This window comes from Pseudomonas sp. KH_046_1 (assembly GCF_057839025.1).
The window spans coordinates 5,606,685-5,627,230 of sequence record NZ_CM174481.1; the positions used below are offsets into that span (position 1 = coordinate 5,606,685).

At 61.2% G+C, this 20,546-nt stretch carries 20 protein-coding genes; 9 read left to right on the forward strand and 11 right to left on the reverse strand.

Translation table 11 applies throughout. From position 1 onward, the window contains the following. Positions 1 to 2 precede the first annotated feature (2 nt). The 4 genes from rlmH to AC3IT9_RS25705 all read right to left on the reverse strand — a co-directional run bounded on the left by rlmH (position 3) and on the right by AC3IT9_RS25705 (position 3,010). Positions 3 to 470 carry a 23S rRNA (pseudouridine(1915)-N(3))-methyltransferase RlmH gene (gene rlmH, locus AC3IT9_RS25690; RefSeq protein WP_003185785.1) on the reverse strand — a complete coding sequence of 156 codons (468 nt, stop codon included), beginning with the start codon at positions 468 to 470 and terminating at the stop codon, positions 3 to 5. Positions 471 to 479: 9 nt separating this feature from the next. Further along, complete coding sequence (rsfS, locus tag AC3IT9_RS25695) at positions 480 to 974, reverse strand: ribosome silencing factor (RefSeq protein ID WP_007975896.1); 495 nt, start codon at positions 972 to 974, stop codon at positions 480 to 482. 73 nt (positions 975 to 1,047) lie between these two features. Continuing rightward, on the reverse strand, positions 1,048 to 1,737 hold the full coding sequence (nadD, locus tag AC3IT9_RS25700; RefSeq protein ID WP_150726955.1) for a nicotinate-nucleotide adenylyltransferase: 690 nt from the start codon (positions 1,735 to 1,737) through the stop codon (positions 1,048 to 1,050). A gap of 1 nt (position 1,738) precedes the next feature. Continuing rightward, complete coding sequence (locus tag AC3IT9_RS25705) at positions 1,739 to 3,010, reverse strand: glutamate-5-semialdehyde dehydrogenase (protein WP_150755373.1); 1,272 nt, start codon at positions 3,008 to 3,010, stop codon at positions 1,739 to 1,741. 177 nt (positions 3,011 to 3,187) lie between these two features. Between AC3IT9_RS25705 and AC3IT9_RS25710 the strand changes: the two genes are divergently transcribed. Both AC3IT9_RS25710 and AC3IT9_RS25715 read left to right on the forward strand, forming a co-directional pair. After that, entirely contained in the window at positions 3,188 to 3,898 is a 711-nt protein-coding gene (locus AC3IT9_RS25710; protein ID WP_489271311.1) for a DNA-3-methyladenine glycosylase, read from the forward strand. 158 nt (positions 3,899 to 4,056) lie between these two features. After that, positions 4,057 to 5,373 carry a bifunctional DedA family/phosphatase PAP2 family protein gene (locus AC3IT9_RS25715; RefSeq protein WP_489271312.1) on the forward strand — a complete coding sequence of 439 codons (1,317 nt, stop codon included), beginning with the start codon at positions 4,057 to 4,059 and terminating at the stop codon, positions 5,371 to 5,373. 6 nt (positions 5,374 to 5,379) lie between these two features. Here AC3IT9_RS25715 and AC3IT9_RS25720 read toward each other — a convergent pair whose 3' ends face one another. From AC3IT9_RS25720 to AC3IT9_RS25730, 3 genes are read right to left on the reverse strand one after another with little or no spacing between them, the layout of a single operon-like run. Further along, on the reverse strand, positions 5,380 to 5,970 hold the full coding sequence (locus AC3IT9_RS25720; RefSeq protein WP_007998442.1) for an LON peptidase substrate-binding domain-containing protein: 591 nt from the start codon (positions 5,968 to 5,970) through the stop codon (positions 5,380 to 5,382). 10 nt (positions 5,971 to 5,980) lie between these two features. Further along, on the reverse strand, positions 5,981 to 6,697 hold the full coding sequence (locus tag AC3IT9_RS25725) for an LrgB family protein (protein ID WP_489271313.1): 717 nt from the start codon (positions 6,695 to 6,697) through the stop codon (positions 5,981 to 5,983). Further along, entirely contained in the window at positions 6,694 to 7,056 is a 363-nt protein-coding gene (locus AC3IT9_RS25730; protein WP_489271314.1) for a CidA/LrgA family protein, read from the reverse strand. The genes AC3IT9_RS25725 and AC3IT9_RS25730 overlap by 4 nt, the downstream gene beginning before the upstream one ends. Before the next feature lie 193 nt (positions 7,057 to 7,249). On the opposite strand from AC3IT9_RS25730, the gene AC3IT9_RS25735 reads away from it, so the two are divergent. From AC3IT9_RS25735 to AC3IT9_RS25745, 3 genes are all read left to right on the forward strand, one after another. Beyond that, positions 7,250 to 7,705 carry a MaoC family dehydratase gene (locus AC3IT9_RS25735; protein ID WP_046041672.1) on the forward strand — a complete coding sequence of 152 codons (456 nt, stop codon included), beginning with the start codon at positions 7,250 to 7,252 and terminating at the stop codon, positions 7,703 to 7,705. Between the two features lie 114 nt (positions 7,706 to 7,819). Continuing rightward, a complete protein-coding gene (locus tag AC3IT9_RS25740) occupies positions 7,820 to 9,538 on the forward strand; it encodes a C13 family peptidase (protein WP_150755377.1) in 1,719 nt (572 codons plus the stop codon). Positions 9,539 to 9,565: 27 nt separating this feature from the next. After that, entirely contained in the window at positions 9,566 to 10,207 is a 642-nt protein-coding gene (locus tag AC3IT9_RS25745) for an oxidoreductase (protein ID WP_489271315.1), read from the forward strand. Positions 10,208 to 10,339: 132 nt separating this feature from the next. Here the strand turns inward: AC3IT9_RS25745 and AC3IT9_RS25750 are convergent, their stop codons facing one another. The 4 genes from AC3IT9_RS25750 to AC3IT9_RS25765 all read right to left on the reverse strand — a co-directional run bounded on the left by AC3IT9_RS25750 (position 10,340) and on the right by AC3IT9_RS25765 (position 14,666). Further along, positions 10,340 to 10,624 (reverse strand): YceK/YidQ family lipoprotein, encoded by a 285-nt coding sequence (locus AC3IT9_RS25750; protein ID WP_150726947.1) that lies wholly within the window; start codon positions 10,622 to 10,624, stop codon positions 10,340 to 10,342. After that, positions 10,617 to 11,249, reverse strand: coding sequence for a flavin prenyltransferase UbiX (ubiX, locus tag AC3IT9_RS25755; RefSeq protein ID WP_150726946.1), 633 nt, complete (start codon positions 11,247 to 11,249; stop codon positions 10,617 to 10,619). The genes AC3IT9_RS25750 and ubiX overlap by 8 nt, the downstream gene beginning before the upstream one ends. Next, positions 11,246 to 12,595, reverse strand: a complete 1,350-nt coding sequence (gene mpl / locus AC3IT9_RS25760) for a UDP-N-acetylmuramate:L-alanyl-gamma-D-glutamyl-meso-diaminopimelate ligase (RefSeq protein WP_150726945.1) — start codon at positions 12,593 to 12,595, stop codon at positions 11,246 to 11,248. The genes ubiX and mpl overlap by 4 nt, the downstream gene beginning before the upstream one ends. Before the next feature lie 157 nt (positions 12,596 to 12,752). Continuing rightward, the gene (locus AC3IT9_RS25765) at positions 12,753 to 14,666 is read right to left on the reverse strand and encodes a sigma-54-dependent Fis family transcriptional regulator (RefSeq protein WP_489271316.1); all 1,914 of its coding nucleotides are present in this window, start codon (positions 14,664 to 14,666) and stop codon (positions 12,753 to 12,755) included. Between the two features lie 299 nt (positions 14,667 to 14,965). Between AC3IT9_RS25765 and exaC the strand changes: the two genes are divergently transcribed. The 4 genes from exaC (at position 14,966) to eutC (ending at position 20,540) form a co-directional block, all read left to right on the forward strand. Then, a complete protein-coding gene (gene exaC / locus AC3IT9_RS25770; RefSeq protein WP_353741646.1) occupies positions 14,966 to 16,486 on the forward strand; it encodes an acetaldehyde dehydrogenase ExaC in 1,521 nt (506 codons plus the stop codon). 256 nt (positions 16,487 to 16,742) lie between these two features. Beyond that, a complete protein-coding gene (eat, locus tag AC3IT9_RS25775) occupies positions 16,743 to 18,116 on the forward strand; it encodes an ethanolamine permease (RefSeq protein WP_489271317.1) in 1,374 nt (457 codons plus the stop codon). A gap of 196 nt (positions 18,117 to 18,312) precedes the next feature. Next, a complete protein-coding gene (locus tag AC3IT9_RS25780; protein WP_150726941.1) occupies positions 18,313 to 19,707 on the forward strand; it encodes an ethanolamine ammonia-lyase subunit EutB in 1,395 nt (464 codons plus the stop codon). An 8-nt stretch (positions 19,708 to 19,715) separates the two neighbouring features. Beyond that, complete coding sequence (gene eutC, locus AC3IT9_RS25785) at positions 19,716 to 20,540, forward strand: ethanolamine ammonia-lyase subunit EutC (protein WP_489271318.1); 825 nt, start codon at positions 19,716 to 19,718, stop codon at positions 20,538 to 20,540. Positions 20,541 to 20,546: the final 6 nt, after the last annotated feature.

Sequence of the window (20,546 nt, forward strand, 5' to 3'; positions counted from 1 at the left end):
AACTACTTGTGGTAAGGGTGACCGGACAGCACGGTCCAGGCACGGTACAACTGTTCGCCGATCAGAATCCGCACCAGCGGGTGCGGCAAGGTCAGCGGCGACAACGACCAGCGCTGGTCAGCCCTGGCACAGACTTCCGGCGCCAGCCCTTCGGGGCCGCCAACCATGAAGTTGACGGTGCGCGAGTCCAGCCGCCAGCGGTCTAGCTCGACCGCCAGTTGCTCGGTGCTCCAGGGCTTGCCATGGACTTCGAGAGTGACAATCCGCTCGTTCGGCCCGACCTTGGCCAGCATGGCTTCGCCTTCCTGACGGATGAAGCGGGCCACGTCGGCGTTCTTGCCACGGGTATTGAGCGGTATTTCCACCAGTTCAAGCGCCAGCTCGGACGGAAGACGCTTGGCATATTCATGCCAGCCTTCTTCCACCCATTTGGGCATGCGTGAACCGACGGCGATCAGTCGCAGTCGCACAGCGGTCCCTTATTCCTGGTCTTTGTTGAGCTTGTTGAAGTGCTCGTGACCAACTTCAGGGCTGTGGTGCTTGCCATCGGCCGCACGGCTCTGCTCGGCACCTTTCCACAGGCGCTCCAGGTCGTAGAACTGACGGGCGTTGGAGGTCATCATGTGGACGATCACGTCGTCCATGTCCAACAGCACCCAGTCGCTGTCGCCCTTGCCTTCTTCACCCAGCGGCTTGATCCCCAGGGCTTTGACGGCCTCGCGGACCTTGTCCAGCATCGCGCCGATCTGGCGGTTGGAGGTACCGGTGGCGATGATCATGTAGTCAGTGATGCTCTGCTTGTCGCGAACATCAATCACCAGCACGTCCTGGGCCTTGACGTCTTCCAGGGCGGCTACGGCGATCTTGACCAGCTCGTCGCCTTTAGGCGGCTCGGCGGCGAGAACCTTTTCAGGCAGCGGGGCACTCTTGAATGTGCCTTTGCGTTTTACTTTGCTTTCGTTGTTGCTCGTCATATAAAACTCGTTTTGCTCGTTTGTTCGGGCGCTTCAATACACGTTGTTGCCACGTGCCTTGAGGCACTCCTATTCAGTTCGACGCACGGTAGAGCCCGTGCGCATCGATGTAGGCCAGGACCGCGTCGGGCACCAGGAAACGTACCGACTTACCGCTGGCCAGCAGTTGACGGATCTGGGTGGCGGATACCGCGAGCGGTGTCTGCCAGACGAATGCAATCTGTCCGCTCGGCCCTTTGAGGGCCAGCGGGTCGCTCACCGAGCGCGCTGCCAGCAGGTTGCGCAAGGCATCCGGTGGTTCGCTGTCGGCATCCGGGCGTTGCAACACCAGGATATGGCAATGCTGGAGCAACTCTTCCCAGCGGTGCCAAGTGGGCAGGCCGCAAAAAGCGTCCCAGCCCAAAAGCAGAAAAACCTGGTCATCCGCGGCCAGTTCGGCGCGCATCAGTTCCAGGGTATCAATGGTGTAGGACGGTTTGTCCCGCTGCAATTCGCGGGCGTCCACCACCAACGGTGCCACACCGGCCACCGCGCACTCGACCATCGCCAGACGGTCTTTCGCCGACACCTGCGGCTTGCCCCGATGGGGTGGCCTGGCACTGGGTGTCAGACGCAGCTCATCAAGCACCAGTGTTTCAGCGACTTCCAGCGCACCGCGCAAGTGGCCGATGTGCACCGGGTCGAACGTTCCGCCCAGCACGCCAATGCGGCGAGGGGCTGGCTCGCTGACGGTGACCGGGGCTGACGGGTCGAAGTCGCCCAAGTCAGACCGGCTCCTGTCCGCGCAGCTGCCCGTCACCGACCACGATGTACTTCTCGCAGGTCAGTCCTTCGAGGCCCACCGGGCCGCGGGCGTGCAGCTTATCAGTAGAAATGCCGATCTCGGCACCCAATCCGTATTCGAAGCCATCGGCGAAGCATGTCGGGGTATTGATCATCACCGACGAGGAGTCGACTTCAGCCACGAAACGCCGGGTGTCGCCCTGGTGTTCGCTGACAATCGAATCGGTGTGATGGGAGCCGTAATGATTGATGTGCTCGATGGCCTGGCCCAGTCCGTCGACCACGCGGATCGACAGAATCGCCGCCAGATACTCGGTGTTCCAGTCTTCCTCGGTGGCCGGCACGGCATCGATGATCGCCCGGGTGCGTTCGCAACCACGCAGCTCGACGCCTTTTTCGCGGAACTGGGCCGCCATCGCCGGCAGGAAATCCTTGGCAACGGCTTGATCCACCAGCAGCGTTTCCATGGCACCGCAGATGCCATAACGGTAAGTCTTGGCATTGAACGCAATGCGCTGGGCCTTGGCCAGGTCGGCGTGTTCACTCACATAAACGTGGCAGATGCCGTCCAGATGCTTGATCACCGGTACCCGGGCATCACGGCTGACGCGCTCGATCAGGCCACGGCCGCCGCGCGGCACGATGACATCGACGTACTCAGGCATGGTGATCAGCGCGCCGACGGCAGCGCGATCCGTGGTTTCGACCACTTGCACCACCGCAGCCGGCAAATCGGCCTCGGCCAGGCCACGCTGAATGCAGGCGGCGATGGCGCGATTGGAATGAATCGCCTCGGAACCGCCACGCAGGATGGTCGCGTTACCGGACTTCAGGCACAGGCTCGCGGCATCGATGGTCACGTTCGGCCGCGACTCGTAGATGATTCCGATCACGCCCAATGGCACGCGCATCTTGCCGACCTGAATACCGGACGGACGGAAGCTCATGTCGCGGATCGCGCCGACCGGGTCCGGCAGGGCTGCTACCTGACGCAGGCCGACGATCATGCCGTCGATACGCGCCGGGGTCAGCGCCAGCCGTTCGAGCAGGGCGGGCTCAAGACCATTGGCGCGACCGGCGGCCAAATCCTGTTCATTGGCCGCCGTCAGCTCGGCGCGGGCAGCGTCCAGCGCATTGGCGGCGGCCTGCAGGGCGCGGTTTTTCTGCGCGGTACTGGCACGGCCGATCACGCGGGAAGCTTCGCGGGCAGCGCGACCCAGGCGGGTCATGTAGTCAAGAACGGACTCAGTCATGGTCTGGCGTGGTCTTTGATTAGGTCTTGGTAAAGAGTAAAGCGACAGATTATAGCTGTCGCGCCCACCGACTAACAGCGGTGACGGGCGGATGGTCGAAATGGAGGGCAATTTGCCGATGTTCAGCCGGGATTAAGCTGCAAATTGTTATCATCACGACTCATTCAGCCCTGACAAATGCCGGTCATCATGTCCAATCTGACTGTTCGAGCGTCCGCTGTGAGCCTGCCCGCGGGCCTCCCGGACGCGTTTTTCGACCGTGACGCGCAAGTTCTGGCCCGGGATTTACTGGGCAAAGTCATTCGCCATCGGGTTGGTGACCTGTGGCTCAGCGCCCGGATCATCGAGACAGAAGCCTATTACTGCGCAGAAAAAGGCAGCCACGCCTCTCTCGGCTACACAGAAAAGCGTAAGGCTTTGTTCCTGGATGGTGGCCACATCTATATGTATTACGCCCGGGGCGGCGATTCACTGAACTTCAGTGCCCAGGGGCCGGGTAACGCCGTGCTGATCAAATCCGCCTACCCATGGGTCGATGAATTGAGCGGACCGGGCAGCCTGGCACAGATGCTATTGAACAATCCCGATGCCCAGGGCCACCCTCGCCCATCACAAAAACTCTGCGCCGGGCAAACTCTGCTGTGCAAGGCACTGGGCCTGAAAGTGCCGGTGTGGGACGCCAAACGCTTCGACCATGAGGTGCTGCTGGTAGAACACGTCGGGCAGACGCCCGTCCACATCATCCAGACTACGCGCCTGGGCATCCCCCATGGGCGCGATGAACACCTGATGTACCGCTTCGTCGACGCTGCTTACGCGGCTTATTGCACGCGCAACCCGCTACGACGGGGGCAGACCGAAGGGCGCGATTATTTTGTGCTGTCCTGAAATTGACTCAGACTTGATGCAAACAGAAATCCCCTGTGGGAGCGGGCTTGCCCGCGATGAGGTCAGCACAATCAGCATCACTGTTGACTCAAAGTGCGCTATCGCGAGCAGGCTCGCTCCTACAAGTAGAAAATTGAACATTTGATGGAGTGGTTTTTATGGGCCAATGGCTCGATAGCGTGACCGGATGGTTGGCGGTCAACCCGCAATGGCTGGCAGCAGCGGTATTCATCGTGGCCTTTGTGGAGTGCCTGGCGATTGCCGGGCTGATCATTCCCGGCACGGTGTTGCTGTTCGCCGTGGCGGTACTGGCAGGCAGTGGCGCGCTGACGCTCAGTGAAACGCTCTTGCTGGGTTTCGTCGCCGGGGTGCTGGGCGACGTCATTTCGTATTTTCTGGGGCGGCACTTCCATCAGAACATCCGGCGCCTGCCGGGCTTGCGCCATCATCCGGAATGGATCGCCGGGGCCGAGACTTATTTCCAGCGCTACGGTATCGCCAGCCTGCTGGTTGGGCGTTTTATCGGCCCCCTGCGGCCAATGCTGCCGATGGTGGCCGGCATGTGCGACATGCCTTTCCCCCGCTTCTTCGCTGTCAGCCTATTGGCCGGCACGGGTTGGTCGGTGGCTTATCTGATGCCTGGCTGGGCCACGGGCGCGGCAATCCGCTTGCCGTTGCCCGAAGGCTTCTGGCTCCAGGTCGGGGTTGTTGCTGGCAGCATTGCGGTGATGGTCGGCTTGAGCGCGACCAGCAGCCTGCGCCGGCATCGCCGCGCGACGTTGTTCATTACCGGGATGAGTCTGCTGATTCTGACGGGGCTGTTTATCGGTTACTCGCACCTGTCCGCACTCGATCAAGGGGTGATGACGCTGGTGCAGGAGCATCGCCAACCGATGCTGGATGAAGTGGCGGTGGTCTTCACGCTGATCGGCGAATTCCGCAACATGCTATTTTTCAGCGCACTGCTGACCGGTTTGCTGCTGCTGATGCGGCAATGGCGGCACGCGATTTTCGCGGGCAGCACGTTGCTCTTCACGGCACTGGCCAATACCGCGACCAAGTACTTTTTCGCCCGCGTGCGCCCCGAAGTGTTGAGCGATCCGCTCACCAGCTACAGCATGCCCAGCGGCCATGCTTCAGGGTCTTTCGCGCTGTTCCTGACCCTCGCCGTCCTGGCGGGACGCGGACAACCGCCTCGGATGCGTCTGACCTGGTTATTGGTGGGCTGCCTGCCCGCAATGGCGATTTCGCTTTCGCGGGTTTACCTCGGAGCGCATTGGCCGACAGATGTATTGGCCGGCGCGATGCTGGCGGCATGTGTCTGCGCGGCCAGCCTGTGGCTGATCCAGCGCAAGGAACCGCTCAACGCCTTGCCACCCAAGGTCTGGTGGCTGGTGCTCCCAGCCTTGGTGGCATTGTTCGGATTCTTCGTGCTGAGGCATTTACCGCATACGATGTTGCGGTACGCGTACTGACAGCAGTCAGGCAAACAGTTCGCCCTGCAACTCGTCCAGCAGCGCCTGAATCGCATCCAGTCGCTGCTGCGGATCGTCAAGTTGCAGCAGATCGATCTTGTCCAGTTCAGCGAAGGGCAACAGGTACGCCAACTGATTGGCCAGCGACTGCTGGCCGGTCGCTTCGGTACCCATGTTCAAGGCTTCGACCATCGGGTGTTCCGCCAGGGCCTTGAGCAAGGCCACCAGATCGGCGTCCTCGTCCTGCAGCGGTTGCTCCGGCTCGTCTTCCAGCCACTCGACCTCGGCGACGGTCAACTGATCGCGCTGGACTTCCGTTCGTAATACATGGAAACGCCGTCCGCCCTGAACCCGAATCCCCAGCAGGCCGTTGTCCTGCTGCTTGAAATCGGTAATCAGCGCCTCACACCCGACCAGGGCGTAACCCGCCGGGGCGATCCCGACTTCTTCGCCATCGAGGATGCACACCACGCCGAATCCGCCGCCCTGCTTCATGCAGCGACCGATCATGTCCAGATAGCGCGCTTCGAAGATCTGCAAGTCGAGGATGCAGCCTGGGAACAGCACTGTATTGAGCGGAAAAAGCGGCAGACTCATAGACATTTCCTTAGACCACCATCGACACCGCCAACGGCAGGAAAACCGCCGTGGCCACACCCATCAGGCTCATCGCCAGCGCCGCGAAGGCGCCGCACTCTTCACTTTCCTGCAACGCCACCGACGTGCCGACCGCATGGGCCGTCATGCCCAGTGCCATGCCCCTGGCTTCCGGGCTGTGCACGCCGAGGCGGCTCAACAGGGCCGGACCGAAAATCGCCCCGATCACACCGGTAATCAAGACGAACACCGCTGCCAGCGCCGCGACACCACCAATCTGCTCAGCCACCAACATAGCGATCGGCGAGGTCACCGATTTCGGCGCCATGGTCATCAGGATCATGTGCTCGGCACCGAACGACCAGCCCAGCAACACGCCCATCCCCGTGGCCACCACCCCACCTATCACCAGCGTAGTAAATATCGGCCAGAACAACTGCCGAATCCGTCGCAGGTTGAGATAAAGCGGCACCGCCAGCGCGACAGTGGCCGGGCCGAGCAGGATGCTGAGAATCTCGGTGCTCTTGCGGTACTCGGCGTAGGTCAGGCCGCAGCCCACCAGCACGCCGATCACCAGCAACATGGAGACAAGCACCGGCTGCAAAAAGATCCATCGGGTTTTCTCGAATGCCGCCAGCACCAGCTGATAGGCACCGAGGGTAATGCCAATGCCGAACAATGGATGGTGAATTACTGACGCCCAAGCGCCGTGCCAGTCGAAGATCATTGGCAGTCCTCAGGCTGAGCGTGACGCTTGACCATGCGCTGCATCAGCACTCCGGCGAAGGCCATCGAAAGCAGCAGCGACAGCACCAGCGCACCGACAATGGCCCAGAAATCCGCTGCGATGTCAGCGGCGTAGACCATCACGCCCACGGCCGGCGGCACCAGCAACAGCGGCAGGTAGCGCAGCAGGCTGCTGGCCGCCAGGTTCAGTGGCTCGCCGACCTGTCCGCGACAGATGAGGTACACCAGCAACAGCAGCAACCCCACAATCGGCCCCGGCAGCACCGGCAAGAACAAATGATTGATCGCGGTGCCGAGCAATTGGAACAGCACCAGCCACGTCAGGCCCCGTAACAACATCAAAGATCTCCCGCAAAATCCGTCACCCGCATTGGCAGGGCATTATAAGCATGCTCGCGCTATAGATCGGCATTCGCCAAAAGCATGGTCAGTTGACCGGAGCGTTTGGTCATGTTGATCTAAAGTGGTAAGCCGGGAGGTTAGATCCCCGCAAGCCAAAACCATAAAACCGATGAACCCAAGGAGAGTCTCAATGCCCTATGTTCCAGTTGCAGAGCTCAAAGATTATGTCGGCAAGGAACTTGGACGTTCCGAATGGCTCACCATCGATCAGGACCGCATCAACCTGTTCGCCGAAGCCACAGGGGATTTTCAGTTCATCCACGTCGACCCGGTCAAGGCCGCGCAAACGCCATTTGGCAGCACCATCGCTCACGGCTTTCTGTCGCTGTCGCTTATCCCGAAACTGATGGAAGACATCCTCGTCATGCCCGAAGGCTTGAAGATGGTGGTCAACTACGGCCTCGACAGCGTGCGCTTCATCCAGCCAGTCAAGGTCAATTCGAAAGTGCGCCTGAAGGTCGACCTGACCGAAGTCATCGAGAAGAAACCCGGCCAATGGCTGCTCAAAGCCACCACCACCCTGGAAATCGAAGGTTCGGACAAACCGGCGTACATCGCCGAACCTCTGTCCCTGTGCTTCGTATAAACCGTCCTGGATGCGAAGCAGCTCATGCTGTTTCGCGCCCTCACGCGGTACCTCACCCTATATATGGACACATAGCTGCGGCATACTCCCTCGCCTAATTGCCCGGAATCCGCTATGCGCCCACTTGCACTCCTTGCCTTGACCCTGATGCTCACCGCTTGCGGCGACGGCGAATCGCCTTTGCCTCCCGACGCCCGCCTGCCGGACGGCGGACGCTATCGCGGTGACCTGGTCAATGGCTTGCTGCAAGGCAAGGGGCGTATCGACTACCCGAACGGCAGCTGGTACGCCGGCGAGTTCGAAAAGGGCCAGTGGCAGGGCCAGGGCGAATGGCATGGCAGCAATGGCGAAGTCTATCGCGGGCAGTTCAATCAGGGACTGTTCGACGGCCAGGGGGCACTGACCACCAACGCCAGCAGCTACAGCGGCGGCTTCAAGGCCGGCCGACGCAACGGCGAAGGCACCCTCAAAGAAAACGGCATGAGCTATCGCGGAGAGTTCAAGGCCGATCAATACGCCGGCCTGGGTCGACTCGAACTCGAAGACGGCAGCTCCTATCAAGGTCAGTTCGCCCACGGCAAACCCAATGGCGAAGGACAGCGCGGCGACGGCAACGGCAATCAGTTCACCGGGCACTTCGTCGACGGCCAGCTGGAAGGCAACGGGACTTTCAACAGCGCCGACGGCGACATCTATGTCGGCAGCTTCAAGAACAATCAACTGCACGGCAAGGGCCGCTACGAGAACGCCGACGGCGATGTCTGGCTGGGCCAGTTCAAGGAAGGCTCGCTGAGCGGCAAGGGCGAGTTGATCGGCACTGACGGCAGCCACTACATCGGCCAGTTCAATGACTGGCGTTTTTCCGGCCAGGGCCGCCTGAACCTGTCCGACGGCAGCTTTTACACTGGCCAGTTCGACAACGACAGTTACCAGGGGCGCGGCACATTGGTGTTGACCGATGGCACCGTGCTCAGCGGCACCTGGATCAACGGCCAGCGCGTACGCGACGCCGAGGGCAAATTATTGCCCGACACCCTGGAGCTCGGCCTGTTGGCCCAGGGGCGCTTGCTCGACGCCGCGCTGGCCAACGTTCCACCCTCGACCCCGGCGGTAGAGCTGTATTCGTTGACCCTGGGTGGCGATGGCAAGCAAAGCGTGTTTCTGCGCGAATCCGACTACGTCGCCAACATGCTCACCACCCGTTTCGGCACCTTTGGCCAGATCCGCCTGGTGAACCATCGTGACCACCTCGCCGACCGCCCGATGGCTACCCGGGAAAACCTGCGCCGCGCTGCCCTGACGCTGGCCGAACGCAGCGGTCCGGAAGACCTGATTTTCATCTACCTGACCAGCCACGGCACCAGTGAACACGAACTGGTGCTCGACCAGCCGCGCATGGAACTGGCCGATCTGCCAGCCGACGAATTGGCCGCGGTTCTCGCCCCCTTGAAAAACCGCGACAAGATCATCGTGATTTCGTCCTGCTACTCCGGCGGCTTCATCCCCGCCCTCAAGGATGAACGGACCCTGATCATAACGGCCTCGCGGGCCGACCGAGTATCCTTCGGTTGCTCGGAGGAAGCCAACTTCACTTACTTCGGCGATGCCTTGTTCGCCCAGGCCCTGAACCAGACCGATGATCTGGAGCAAGCCTTCAAACTGACCAAGGCCACCGTCGCCGAACGTGAGCTGGCGGACGGTTTTGAAGCGTCCGAACCACAGATCTGGGCACCGAAAACCGTCCTCTCGCATTGGCAACTACTGCGCAAACAGCAGGCACGAAAAGCACTGCAAAGTGCATCCATCGAAAGCAAGGATGCAAACAGCAACTAAGCTGAATAGTATCAAGGGAGAGACACTATGTACTTGACGCCTCAGCACGTGCTGCTCGCCGGAGCCACCGGTTTGACGGGTGAGCATCTGCTTGATCGCCTGCTTAACGAACCAACGATTACCCGGGTATTGGCCCCCTCACGCAGGCCATTGGCCGGGCACCCGCACCTTGAAAACCCCGTCGGCGACCCGGCGGAGTTTCTGCCGCAGCTGAACGGGCGGGTCGATATCGCCTATTGCTGCCTCGGCACCACGATCAAGCAGGCCGGCTCGGAACAGGCGTTTCGCGCGGTGGACCTGGACATGGTGGTGGCATTCGCCAAGCGTGCCCGGGAAATGGGCGCAAGGCATTTGATCGTGATCAGTGCCCTGGGAGCCGATCGCAGATCCTCGATTTTCTACAACCGGGTCAAAGGCGAGATGGAGTACGCATTGCGCGCGCAGGACTGGCCGCAGCTGACTATTTGCCGCCCTTCGCTATTGCTGGGTGATCGCACCGAACCGCGACTGGGCGAGAAAGTCGCTGGTCCGTTGTCTCGGCTGATCCCTGGCAAATACCATGGTATCGAAGCCTGCCAACTGGCACGCGCGATGTGGCGTCTGGCGCTGGAAGAGCAGGACGGGATCAGGATTGTCGAGTCGGATGAGCTGAGGAAGTTGGGCAAGTAATTTTATGGTGCCTGAGCGGGCCTCATCGCGGGCAAGCCCGCTCCCACAGGATTTTGTGTCGTACACAAATTTTGCAATCGCTGAAAGTCCTGTGGGAGCGAGCTTGCTCGCGATAGAGCGCGAAGCGCTCTCTTACAATCCACCCGTCGCCTGAAAACTCACCCCTATCACTGTCAGCAACGACAATGGCAACAGCAGCGTGTCGAGCAACGCACTGGCCGGCAGATCAACGCCCGGGTAGCTCGGCGCTTCGGCACCGAAACGGTCCATCGCGCAGCACCCACCGTTCATCGCGTACAAATCCAGGCGAGTCCCCGAGTACACCACAGGCGCACCCGGCTTGGCCGCATCGAGGGTCCGCACAGTGGCGCACCCGGCCAATTGCAGCGCCAGCACCATCACCAGCAACTTATTCATCGCTGGTCAGATGATGCTCGCCCCAGCGCGGCAACATGTCCTGAGGAATATTCAGCAGGTTAAGGATCCGCGCCACGACGAAATCGATCAGGTCATCGATGGTTTGCGGCTGATGATAGAAGCCCGGAGATGCCGGCAGGATCGTCACGCCCATGTTCGATAACTTGAGCATGTGCTCCAGGTGAATGCTCGAATACGGCGCTTCACGGGGCACCAGGATCAACTGCCGACGCTCTTTGAGCGTCACGTCTGCGGCGCGTTCGATCAAGTTGTTGCAGGCACCCGTGGCGATGGCCGACAACGTGCCCGTGGAACACGGCACCACCACCATCGCCGCCGGGGAGCCGGAGCCCGAAGCCACCGGCGACATCCAGTCTTCCTTGCCGTACACCCGAATCTGCCCGGCGGCAGCCCCCGTGTATTCGGTGAGGAACGCCTGCATCATCTGCGGCTTGGCCGGCAGCGTGACGTCGGTTTCGGTGGCCATCACCAACTGCGCGGCCTTGGAAATCAGAAAGTGCACTTCACGATCTTCCCGCACCAGGCAGTCGAGCAGGCGCAAACCGTACTGGGCGCCTGAAGCGCCAGTCATCGCCAGGGTGATGCGGTCCGGGCCGTTGTTCATTTGAGCGCCTCGGCCAGTTTGCCGTGCAGGCCGCCGAAGCCGCCGTTGCTCATGATTACCACGTGGGTGCCGGGTTGCGCCTGGCTCTTCACGCGCTCGATGATGCCTTCCAGGGAGTCGCTGACAATCGACGGCACAGTGCACAGCGCGGCGGTGCCCGCCAGATCCCAGCCGAGGTTGGCCGGTGCGTACCAGATCACCTGATCGGCATCGACCACGCTTTCCGGCAATCCGTCTCGGTGCGCGCCAAGCTTCATGGAGTTGGAACGCGGCTCGATGATCGCGACCAACGGTGCATCGCCGATGCGTTTGCGCAGGCCATCCAGCGTGGTGGCGATGGCGGTCGGGTGGTGAGCGAAGTCGTCATAAATGGTGATGCCACCGACTTCCGCGACTTTTTCCATCCGGCGCTTCACGCTTTTGAAGGCGCTCAACGCGGCGATGCCCATGGACGGCACCACACCGACGTGGCGTGCGGCAGCCAGCGTCGCCAGGGCGTTGGCGACGTTGTGCTGGCCAGTCATGTCCCACTCGACTACGCCTTGGGCGACGCCTTCGAACATCACTTCGAACTTCGAGCCATCTTCACTGAGCAATTTGACCTGCCACTGACCGCCAGCACCGGTGGTTTGCACCGGCGTCCAGCAACCCATCTCGATAACGCGCAGCAAGGCCGGCTCAGTGGTCGGATGAATCACCAGTCCTTCGCTCGGGATGGTCCGCACCAAGTGATGGAACTGCCGCTCGATGGCCGGCAGGTCCGGGAAGATGTCCGCGTGATCGAATTCGAGGTTGTTCAGGATCGCCGTGCGCGGACGGTAGTGCACGAACTTGGAGCGTTTGTCGAAGAACGCGCTGTCGTATTCGTCGGCTTCAATGACGAAAAACGGCGTATCGCCCAGGCGCGCCGACACCGAGAAGTTTTGCGGCACGCCGCCGATCAGGAAACCCGGAGCCATGCCCGCGTGCTCCAGCACCCAGGCCAGCATGCTGCTGGTGGTGGTCTTGCCGTGCGTACCGGCAACCGCCAGCACCCAGCGGCCTTGCAGCACGTGATCGGCCAGCCATTGCGGGCCGGAAACGTAGGGCAGGCCTTTGTTCAGTACATACTCCACAGCCGGGTTGCCCCGGGACATGGCGTTGCCGATCACTACCAGATCAGGGGCCGGATCGAGTTGCGCCGGGTCGTAGCCTTGGGTCAATTCAATGCCCTGGGCTTCCAGCTGAGTGCTCATCGGCGGATAGACGTTGGCATCGGAGCCCGTCACGTGATGGCCCAGCTCCTTGGCCAGAACCGCCATTGACCCCATGAAAGTGCCGCAGATACCAAGAATATGAATGTGCATTAGTCGACCTCGTAAAACATGGCCGCAGGTTAGCTTAGGGAGGGGAAAATCGCACCTTGTGTTTCAGATCTGAAGACGCCTTCGCGAGCAAGCCCGCTCCCACAAGGACTGCGCAGCCCTGTGGGAGCGAGCCTGCTCGCGAAGGGCGCGACGCGGTCTACCGGGCGATACCGTGTTTACGCAGCTTCCGATAGAGGGTATTTCGACTGACCCCCAACTGCTCAGCCGTGTGGGTCATATGCCAGCGCGTCTGCTCCAGCGCCGTGAGTAACGCCAACCGCTCGGCATCTTCCAGCGGATGCTCCGACGCCTCTTCAATCGTCGACACTACCGGCCGCACCTGGCGAATCATCGCCGGCAAATCCTCCAGACCGATCCGCCCGTCCTCACATAGTGCCGCCAACGTACGCAGCACATTTCGCAACTGCCGCACGTTACCCGGCCAGGCGAACCCCAATAAGGCCTCCCGCGCCGGCCCCTCGATCAACACCGTTTCTCCGCCCGTCTCCTCGGCCAGCAAAAAGTCGAGTAACCGGGATTTGTCGCTACGCTCGCGCAACGGCGGCAACGCGACTTCCAGTCCGTTGAGGCGGTAATACAAATCCTCACGGAAGCTGCCGTCCTGCACACGGTCCAGCAAGTTACGGTGAGTGGCACTGATGATCCGCACATTCACCGATTCCGGCTCGCCGCCGATTGGCACCACTTGCCGGTCTTCCAGCACCCTCAGCAAGCGCGTCTGCATGGCCAGTGGCATGTCACCGATTTCATCGAGGAATAAGGTCCCACCATCGGCCTGTTGCAACTTGCCGCGCATGCCTTCCTTGCGCGCACCGGTAAAGCTGCCGCCGCGATAACCGAAGAGCTCGCTTTCGATCAGGCTTTCGGGAATGGCCGCGCAATTGAGAGCGACGAAGGCTTTCTCCGCCCGCTGGCTGGCGTGGTGCACCGCTTTGGCAAAGGCCTCCTTGCCGGACCCGGTTTCGCCGTTGATCAGCAGCGGCACGTCGCGTTCGTAGACGCGCAATGCCTTGCGGAAGTCCGCCTGCAACGTCGCGTCATCCAGGCAAATACCCGACAGGCGCGGTGCTTGTGCAACCTTTGTAGTTGGCACCATCGGAATCGGCAACGGCCGCCGTGCCTCACCGCGCAATACCGCGAACAGCTTGCGACCATCACGGGTGCGCAACGGCCAACTGGCGGCGGCATTGGTGCTCGCGCGACCGAGCAACTCATCGAGCGAGCAATCGAAAAACGCCTCCACCGGTTTACCCAGCAAGCCGCCGCGAATATGCCCCAGCAGGTTCAGCGCACTCTGGTTGACCGCGCATATTCGCCCTTCTCCGTCGAACGCCAGCAACCCTTCGCTGAACAAACCGACGGACTCGGCCTGCAAGTGAAAGCGCAGCAGCCATTGATTGTCGAAGCAGCGCAGGAAGTAGCAGCTCTCGATCATCTTCGCCGACAGATTGACCAGCGCCATGGTGTGGAACTGACTTTGCCGCGACACATCGCGCCGCGCCGACGATACGTCGAGTACCGCCAGCAATTCGCCATGGGGATCGAAGACCGGGCTCGCCGAGCAGGTCAGGCCGGTGTGGCGGCCGCGAAAGTGTTCGTCCTGATGGATGGTCAGCGACTGACGCTCCACCAGACAAGTGCCGATACCGTTAGTGCCTTCGCAGGCCTCGCTCCAGTCGGCACCGAGCCAGAGGCCGGCACGCTCGAAAATCTGTCGTTCGGCGGGCGCGGTGACGCAGTTGAGGATCACGCCGCGGGCGTCGGTCAGCAGCACTGCATGGCCGACGCCGGAGAGTTGTTGATGCAGGCTGGTCATTTCATTGCCGGCGATGTGCAGCACCTGCTGCAAGCGTTCGCGGCTTTCCAGGACACGGCCATGTTCCAGCACCGTCGGCGCGATGCTCAGGGCCGGATCGAGGTGATAGTCCTCAAGGCAGCGCAGCCAGGAACGGGCGATGGACGGATCGCTGCCGGGACCGTGCAGGTGGGTCTTGCCCTGGGTCACCGTCAATACTTGCTGGGCATGGCGACTCAAATGGTTGTCGTGCATTTCTTATTATTCTCCCCGGGGCTCGGCGTCCCGTGCATGAGGTGATGCCGAGCATCCTCCAGCCCGGCCCGCATTGCAATGCCTGCAAGACCGGTTGGTCACAAGCTGTGCCACAAACGGTACAAAGTGTCACCAGGGCTGTACCGAAAGCGCCACAAGCCAACCCCGTTTGTCCGACAAAAACTGCGCAAGGCCTTGATTTACCTGACATGCAAGGCACTGGCCCGGCCCTTGCTCTACGCTTAAAGCAAGCGCACATGCGCGACTCCCTATAAGCACAAAAGCAAGGAGAGACCACCATGCGTTACGCTCACCCCGGTACTGAAGGCGCTATCGTTTCGTTCAAAGCCAAATACGGTAACTACATCGGCGGCGAGTTCGTCGCGCCTGTCAAAGGTCAGTACTTCACCAATACCTCGCCAGTGAATGGCCAACCAATTGCCGAATTCCCCCGCTCCACGGCCGAAGACATCGACAAGGCCCTGGACGCTGCCCACGCCGCTGCCGATGCCTGGGGCGCCACGTCCGCCCAGGCGCGCTCGCTGGTGCTGCTGAAAATCGCCGACCGCATCGAACAGAACCTGGAACTGCTGGCGATCACCGAGTCCTGGGACAACGGCAAAGCCGTGCGTGAAACCCTCAACGCCGACATCCCGCTGGCCGCCGACCACTTCCGCTACTTCGCCGGTTGCATTCGCGCTCAGGAAGGCAGCGCTGCCGAAATCGACGGCAATACCGTGGCCTATCACATCCATGAGCCGCTGGGCGTGGTCGGGCAGATCATTCCGTGGAACTTCCCGATCCTGATGGCCGCCTGGAAACTCGCCCCGGCTCTCGCCGCTGGCAACTGCGTGGTGCTCAAGCCTGCCGAGCAAACGCCACTGGGCATTACCGTGCTGATGGAGCTGATTGGCGACCTGCTGCCGCCGGGCGTGCTGAACGTGGTGCAAGGCTTCGGTAAAGAAGCCGGTGAAGCCCTGGCCACCAGCAAACGCATCGCCAAGATTGCCTTCACCGGCTCGACCCCGGTCGGCTCGCACATCATGAAATGCGCGGCGGAAAACATCATTCCGTCCACCGTGGAGCTGGGTGGCAAATCGCCGAACATCTTCTTCGAAGACATCATGAAGGCCGAGCCGTCCTTCATCGAGAAGGCCGCCGAAGGCCTGGTGCTGGCGTTCTTCAACCAGGGCGAAGTCTGCACCTGCCCTTCCCGCGCGCTGGTGCAAGAGTCGATCTACGACGAGTTCATGCAAGTGGTGATGAAGAAGGTCCTGCAAATCAAACGTGGCGACCCGCTGGACACCGACACCATGGTCGGCGCCCAGGCGTCCGAGCAGCAATTCGACAAAATCCTTTCGTACCTGGAAATCGCCAAGGGCGAAGGCGCCGAACTGCTGACCGGCGGCAAGGTGGAAAAACTCGAGGGCAACCTGGCGAGCGGGTATTACATCCAGCCGACCCTGCTCAAGGGCACCAACAAAATGCGCGTGTTCCAGGAAGAAATCTTTGGCCCGGTGGTGAGCATCACCACCTTCAAGGATGAAGCCGAAGCCCTGGCCATCGCCAACGACACCGAGTTCGGCCTGGGTGCCGGCCTCTGGACCCGCGACATCAACCGCGCCTACCGCATGGGCCGCGCCATCAAGGCCGGTCGTGTTTGGACCAACTGCTACCACCTGTACCCGGCGCACGCCGCGTTCGGTGGCTACAAGAAGTCCGGCGTCGGCCGTGAAACCCACAAGATGATGCTCGACCACTATCAGCAGACCAAAAACCTGCTGGTGAGCTACGACATCAATCCGCTGGGCTTCTTCTAAAAACCGGGGGCGACACAGGTGTTTCTGTGTCGCCCTTCAAGCAGCCATCGCGAGCAAGCTCGCTCCCACAGTGGATTTGCAACACACCAGAGATCCCTGTGGGAGCGAGCTTGCTCGCGATAGCGTCCTAAATGACTCAACACCCAACGCCTGGCCGCTCTGGCACGGGCCTTGCGTACCCATCATTCAGGAATTGCACCCAACCCGTCGTACCCGAAAGTCCAAAAGATCGAACAATAAAAACTAGAGAGGACTTATGACTATTTCTTCCACACAGCTCAAACCCACACTCGGCACCCTGCATTTATGGGGCATTGCCGTCGGCCTGGTGATTTCCGGCGAGTACTTCGGCTGGAGTTACGGCTGGGGCACCGCAGGCACACTGGGTTTTCTCGTCACCGCGTTGATGGTGGCGACGATGTACACCTGCTTCATTTTCAGCTTTACCGAACTGACGACTGCAATTCCCCACGCTGGCGGGCCGTTTGCCTACAGCCGCCGGGCCTTTGGTGAGAAAGGCGGGTTGATCGCCGGCATCGCTACCCTGATCGAATTCGTCTTTGCGCCACCGGCCATCGCCATGGCCATCGGCGCCTACCTCAACGTGCAATACCCGGAACTGGACCCGAAGATCGCCGCCGTTGGCGCTTATTTCGTGTTCATGGGCCTGAACATCCTCGGCGTCAGCATCGCGGCCACCTTCGAATTGGTGGTCACCGTACTGGCGGTCGCCGAATTGCTGGTGTTCATGGGCGTGGTCGCCCCGGGCTTCAGCTTCAGTAACTTCGTACTCAATGGCTGGTCCGGCGCCAATGAATTCACGATCGCTTCTATTCCCGGCATTTTCGCAGCCATTCCCTTCGCCATCTGGTTCTTCCTCGCCATCGAAGGCGCGGCCATGGCCGCCGAGGAAGCCAAGGACCCGAAACGCACAATCCCCAGGGCCTATGTCAGCGGCATTCTGACCCTGGTGTTCCTGGCCATCGGCGTGATGGTGATGGCGGGCGGCGTCGGCGACTGGCGTCAACTGTCGAACATCAACGATCCGCTGCCCCAGGCGATGAAAGCCGTGGTCGGCGATAATTCGACCTGGATGCACATGCTGGTATGGATCGGCCTGTTCGGTCTGGTGGCAAGTTTCCACGGGATCATTCTTGGCTATTCCCGGCAGTTCTTCGCCCTGGCTCGCGCCGGTTACCTGCCCAAGGGGCTGGCCAAACTCTCGCGCTTCCAGACGCCACATCGGGCGATTCTGGCCGGCGGTGTGATCGGCATCGCGGCGATCTACAGCGACGGCCTGATCAACCTGCAAGGCATGACCCTGACGGCGGCAATGATCACCATGTCGGTATTCGGTGCCATCGTGATGTACATCATCAGTATGCTGAGCCTGTTCAAGCTGCGTAAGACCGAACCGAACCTGGAGCGCACCTTCCGCGCGCCGGGCTATCCGATCGTGCCGGGGATCGCGCTGTTTCTGGCGGTGGTGTGCCTGGTGGCGATGGCCTGGTTCAACACCGTGATCGGCCTGGTATTCCTCGGCTTCATGGTTGCCGGTTACCTGTACTTCCAGTTGACCGCCAAGCAACGTTCCGAGGCACCGGCAGACGCTATGCTCGAAGGTATCTAAATGCACCGGCACCGGGCCCCCTGCCCGGCGCCTGCATTATTGAAGTGCACACCGATTCCCTGTGGGAGCGAGCCTGCTCGCGATTGCATCACCGCAGTGTAAATACCAGACCGAGTCGCCCGCATCGCGAGCAGGCTCGCTCCCACAAGGGTCGGTCGTGAACTGAAGACTTGTACATAACAGGAGGCCCCGCCCCATGGCCGTATATGCCCATTCCGTCGGCGCCCAGACCTATCGCTTCGACAGCCTCAAGGATGTAATGGCCAAGGCCAGTCCGGCGCGTTCCGGGGATTTTCTGGCTGGCGTCGCGGCCCTCAATGACGGCGAGCGCGTCGCGGCCCAGATGACTTTGGCCGACATTCCGCTATCCCACTTCCTGCAAGAAGTGTTGATTCCCTATGAGTCCGATGAAGTCACCCGCCTGATCATCGACACCCACGACAAACAAGCCTTCGCGGTCGTCAGCCACCTCACCGTCGGCGGCTTTCGCGACTGGCTGCTCAGCGATGCCGCCGACGAGCAGGTCCTGCGCGCCCTCGCCCCCGGCCTCACCCCGGAAATGGCCGCCGCCGTGTCGAAGATCATGCGCGTACAAGATCTGGTGCTGGTGGCGCAAAAAATCCGCGTGGTCACGCAGTTTCGCGGCACCCTGGGCCTGCGCGGTCGCCTGTCCACGCGCTTGCAACCGAATCACCCCACCGACGAACCGGCGGGCATCGCCGCGAGCATTCTCGACGGCCTGCTGCACGGCAACGGCGATGCCATGATCGGCATCAACCCGGCCACCGACAGCATCGCCTCGATCTGCGCCATGCTGGAGATGCTCGACGCGATCATCCAGCGCTACGAAATCCCGACCCAGGCTTGCGTGTTGACCCATGTCACCACGTCGATCGAAGCGGTCAATCGCGGCGTCCCGTTGGACCTGGTGTTCCAGTCTATCGCCGGCACCGAAGCGGCCAACGCCAGTTTCGGCATCAACCTCAATATATTGCAGGAAGGTTACGACGCAGGATTGAGCCTCAATCGCGGCACGCTGGGCCAGAACCTGATGTACTTCGAAACCGGCCAGGGCAGCGCCCTGTCGGCCAACGCCCATCACGGCGTCGATCAGCAAACCTGCGAAACCCGGGCCTATGCCGTTGCGCGGCATTTCAAACCGTTCCTGGTGAATACCGTCGTCGGCTTCATCGGCCCGGAATACCTGTACAACGGCAAACAGATCATCCGCGCCGGCCTGGAGGACCACTTCTGCGGCAAATTGCTCGGTGTGCCCATGGGTTGCGACATCTGCTACACCAACCACGCCGAAGCCGACCAGGATGACATGGACACCCTGCTGACCCTGCTGGGCGTCGCCGGGATCAACTTCATCATGGGCATCCCCGGCTCCGACGACATCATGCTCAACTACCAGACCACCTCGTTCCACGATGCGCTCTACGCCCGGCAGACCCTGGGGTTGAAGCCCGCACCGGAGTTCGAGCAGTGGCTGGCGAAAATGGGCATCTTCACTCAAGCGGATGGCAGGGTTCTCTTCGGCGACAGCCTGCCGCCAGCCTTCCGGCAGGCCTTGGCGCAACTGGGATGAGCATTGACATGGATAAACTACCCTTCGATCCACACAACCCTTGGCTGGAACTGCGGCGACTGACGCCGGCGCGAATCGCTCTGGGCCGCACCGGCACCAGCATTCCCACCCGCGCGCAACTGGACTTCCAATACGCCCACGCTCAGGCGCGGGATGCGGTGCACTTGCCGTTTGACCATGCCTCCCTCAATGCGCAATTGGCCGAACGTGATCGCGAGTGTCTTTTGCTGCACAGTGCGGCGACGGATCGCAACACCTACCTGCAACGCCCCGATCTGGGGCGAAAACTCAGTGATGCCTCGGCGCAGACCCTGCGTGATTACGCGGCGGCCCATCCGGGAGGCGTGGATCTGGTGATCGTGGTCGCCGACGGCCTGTCGGCACTGGCCGTTCATCGCCATACCCTGCCGTTTCTAGCGCGCTTCGAAGAGCAAATGGCCGGGGACAACTGGACTATTGCGCCGGTCGTACTCGTGGAACAGGGCCGGGTGGCCGTCGCCGATGAGATCGGTGAGTTGCTTGGCGCAAAAATGACCGTGATCCTCATTGGCGAACGCCCTGGCCTCAGCTCTCCGGACAGCCTGGGTTTATATTTCACCTACAATCCCAAGGTGGGCCTTACCGATGCCTACCGTAATTGCATCTCCAATGTCCGACTCGAAGGCCTGAGCTATGGCATGGCGGCACACCGTTTGCTGTATTTGATGCGCGAAGCCTGCCGGCGGCAGTTGTCAGGGGTCAATCTGAAGGACGAAGCGCAGGTTCAGACACTGGAGTCGGACACGGGAGGCGACATGAAAGGTAATTTCCTGCTTGGCCCGCCGAATGCCTGAACCGCT